Origin of the sequence: Clostridium sp. LS (assembly GCF_002760435.1) — a bacterium.
In the GTDB taxonomy this organism is placed as follows: domain Bacteria; phylum Bacillota; class Clostridia; order Clostridiales; family Clostridiaceae; genus Clostridium.
The window spans coordinates 1-3,338 of sequence record NZ_AUUU01000210.1; the positions used below are offsets into that span (position 1 = coordinate 1).

Annotated in this window: 1 protein-coding gene; it reads left to right on the plus strand. The window is 35.7% G+C overall.

Annotation, left to right across the window (positions count from 1 at the left end):
• Positions 1–3,338 (plus strand): GH32 C-terminal domain-containing protein (locus COL3_RS26470; protein ID WP_099716773.1); only part of this gene is annotated, 3,338 nt, incomplete at both ends.

Consider the following 3,338-nt stretch of genomic DNA (forward strand, 5'->3'; position numbering starts at 1 on the left):
TATTTTGCAGCAGCATCAGGAGCAATGCAAACTGGCGTAGTTAAAGTAGATGATAAGATTTATTACTTAGATGTTGCATCAGGAGCTATGCAAGTAGGAAATGTAACAATAAGTGGGAAGACCTATGCATTTGCGCTAACTGGAGAAGCTGTAGGAAAAGATATACCACCAATATCTAAAGCATTTAACTCAAATGGAGTTGGAGTTACTGATACAAATAATTCAGATAAAAATAACAATGGATCAAGCACAACAACGACTAGTCAACAACATAGTTCAAGTAGTAGCAATCATAGTAGTAGTGGCAGTAACAATAATGTAAGTAGTGGTAATAATGGTGGAGGAAGCGGTAATGCTGGCGGAGGAAGCAGTAATACCGGTGGAGGAAGCAGCAATGCTGGCGGAGGAAACAGTACTACTGGTGTTGCAGTTAATTATTTGGAAGATTATCGTGAACAATATCACTATTCTCCGGCTAAAGCTTGGGCAAATGACCCGAATGGAATGGTTTACTTTAATGGAGAATATCATTTATTCTATCAGTATAACCCAGATGCCTCAGTATGGGGACCAATGCATTGGGGACATGCTGTTAGTAAAGATTTGATTCATTGGACAGAGTTACCTATTGCTTTAGCACCAGACGATGGTGGAACAATTTATTCAGGATCAGCAGTTATAGATAAGGATAATACTACTGGCTTCTTTGATGGAATTGCAGGCGGAGGATTAGTCGCGATTTATACTCAAGATTATATGGATAACGGTGCAGAAAGACAAAAACAAAGTATTGCTTATAGTAAGGATAATGGAAGAACATGGACTAAGTATGAAGGTAATCCTGTAATAGCATCAGATGCTGATCCATTAAACAATTCAGCATTTAGAGACCCTAAAGTATTCTATAATGAAGAAGCTGGAAAATGGTTTATGGTAGTAGCAGGAGGACCACTAAGATTTTTCTCGTCAGATAATTTAAAAGATTGGCATCCAGAAGGTATGGATTCAAGTATTACTACTGAGTGCCCAGATTTTTATAAGCTAGAGGTTGGAAATACGGGAACATATAAGTGGGTATTAAGTGAAGGTGGAAGATATTATAGAGTTGGAGATTTTAAACAAGTAGATGGGGTTTGGAAGTTTGTTCCTGATAGTAATGACCATTTACCTATGAATTTTGCTAAAGATTCATATGCAGCACAAACTTATTATGGTACAGGTGAAAACGGTACACCAGATGGAAGAAGAATTATGATTAATTGGATGAATAACTGGGATTACTGTAATAATGTAGCATCAATAACAAAGACGTTTAATGGGTCATTTGATTTACAAACCGAAGTGAAATTGATTAATACAGATGCAGGAATTCGTTTAATACAGCAACCGATTGACGAATATAAAACTTTACGTAAATCACCTACAACTTTTGACAATGTCACAATTTCTCCTAATCAGCCTAATATTATGAGCGGTTTATCAGGAAGCCAATACGAAATTGTAGCAGAGTTCACACCTGATGCGTCTACAACAGAAGTTGGATTTAAATTAAGAGTTGGAAAATCTGCAGATCAGGAAACTATAGTTAAATATAATACTCAAACTGGAGAAGTAACACTTGATCGTTCAAAATCAGGAAAGTCACCAAGTGCAGATAAATTTTTACAAGCTTATAGTCAATCAATGAGTAAAACAGCTGATGGTAAAATTCAATTACACATTTTTGTAGATTCAGCTTCAGTAGAAGTGTATGGAAATAATGGTGAAGTAACTGGGTCAGCACAAATTTTCCCTAATCGTTCTAGTAACGGCATTGAAGTATATTCTGTTGGTGGAACTTCAACAGCTACAATTCAATATTATCCTTTAAGCAGTATTTGGAATAATGAAAGTGATGGTAAAGATTCAGTGTTAGTGTCATTGAGTGAAGGAAATTTGGGTAAGAAAGTAGGAGATGAATTTACTATTTATACAGCTACAGTTCCGGAAACAGCAGAACAAGGTGTTACTTGGAAATTTGATTCTAATGTTTTAGAAATTGTAAATCAAGATGATGGAAAAACTACTTTTAAAACAAAAGGCGTTGGAAATACAAATTTAACCGCTACATCAAAAGATCAAAAATCAAGCAAAACAATTAATATAAGTGTGTATGACAGCAATCCAGGCAGTATAATAAATGACTTAACTAATTTTGAAACTACTGGAGATTGGTATGTAAAAGATGACAGTTATACAGGAAGTAGTTCGGGTGATGGCTTTGCTGTGGCACAAGAAACTAATGTAAGTGGAAAGGTTTCTACTTTGAAAGCAGATGCAGATGTGTCAGATGGAAGTACTGCAGGCCTTGTATTATTATCAAAAAGTGCAAATCCAAAGGAAGGTTCTATAATAGCTAATATAAATAAAAATGGCGAATATAGAGTGTTTGTCTTCACAGGGCTTGATGCAAATGGAAATCCACAAGTCAGCGATTTAAATAGTGGGATAGTTCCAAAGACTGATGATAGCATATATAAATTGAAAGCAGAAGTTAGTGATGGGCATATTAAATATTGGATTAATAACGAATTAGTTTGTGATACTAATCAAAACTATTTTACTACAGGAAGATTTGGATTAAATGTTTTTGGTGGAGCAACACCATATAAAAATGTAACATTTAGCAATAATGATCCAAGTACTGGGACAAGCATTGCGGGTTCAGGCTTAACTTTTAATGCTACACCAGAAGACTTACATGTTTCTGGTGATAGTTATGTGGTAGATGGTGGTAAAAACAATAATGGTTTCGCAATTTCAGACCAGAATATAGATACAAGTCAAGGAACTTATACTTTAGATGTGGACTCTAAAATGCTAGGAGATTGGCATAATACACGTCCAGCAAATGGTGATGTAGCAGGAGTTGTGCTACTTGCTCAAGGCAATAATTACTTTGGAGATGGAGGAATTATAGCTAATGTTGGAAAATGGGGTCACTATAGGTTATTTGCACAGGTTCCAGATGGAAATGGTGGTATGAAAGAGGTTGCATTTGCAGGTGCAGAGGGCGATGTTCCAGAAGCGCAATATAATAGATACCATTTGAAATTAGAGTTAAATGGAAATCACATTATTTACTGGATAAATGGTCAAAAGGTATGTGACGTAACTCAAGATTATTATACAACTGGAAAATTTGGATTAAATGTATGGAATGGAGCATCAGAATTTAGAAATATAACTCTTACTAGTGATACTACAGGAGCAGCTGTAACAGTTACTACAGGAGCAGCTATCACAGTTGCAACACCTGTAACAGGTGGAACTCCAGTATCAACAATTGATGAAACTGA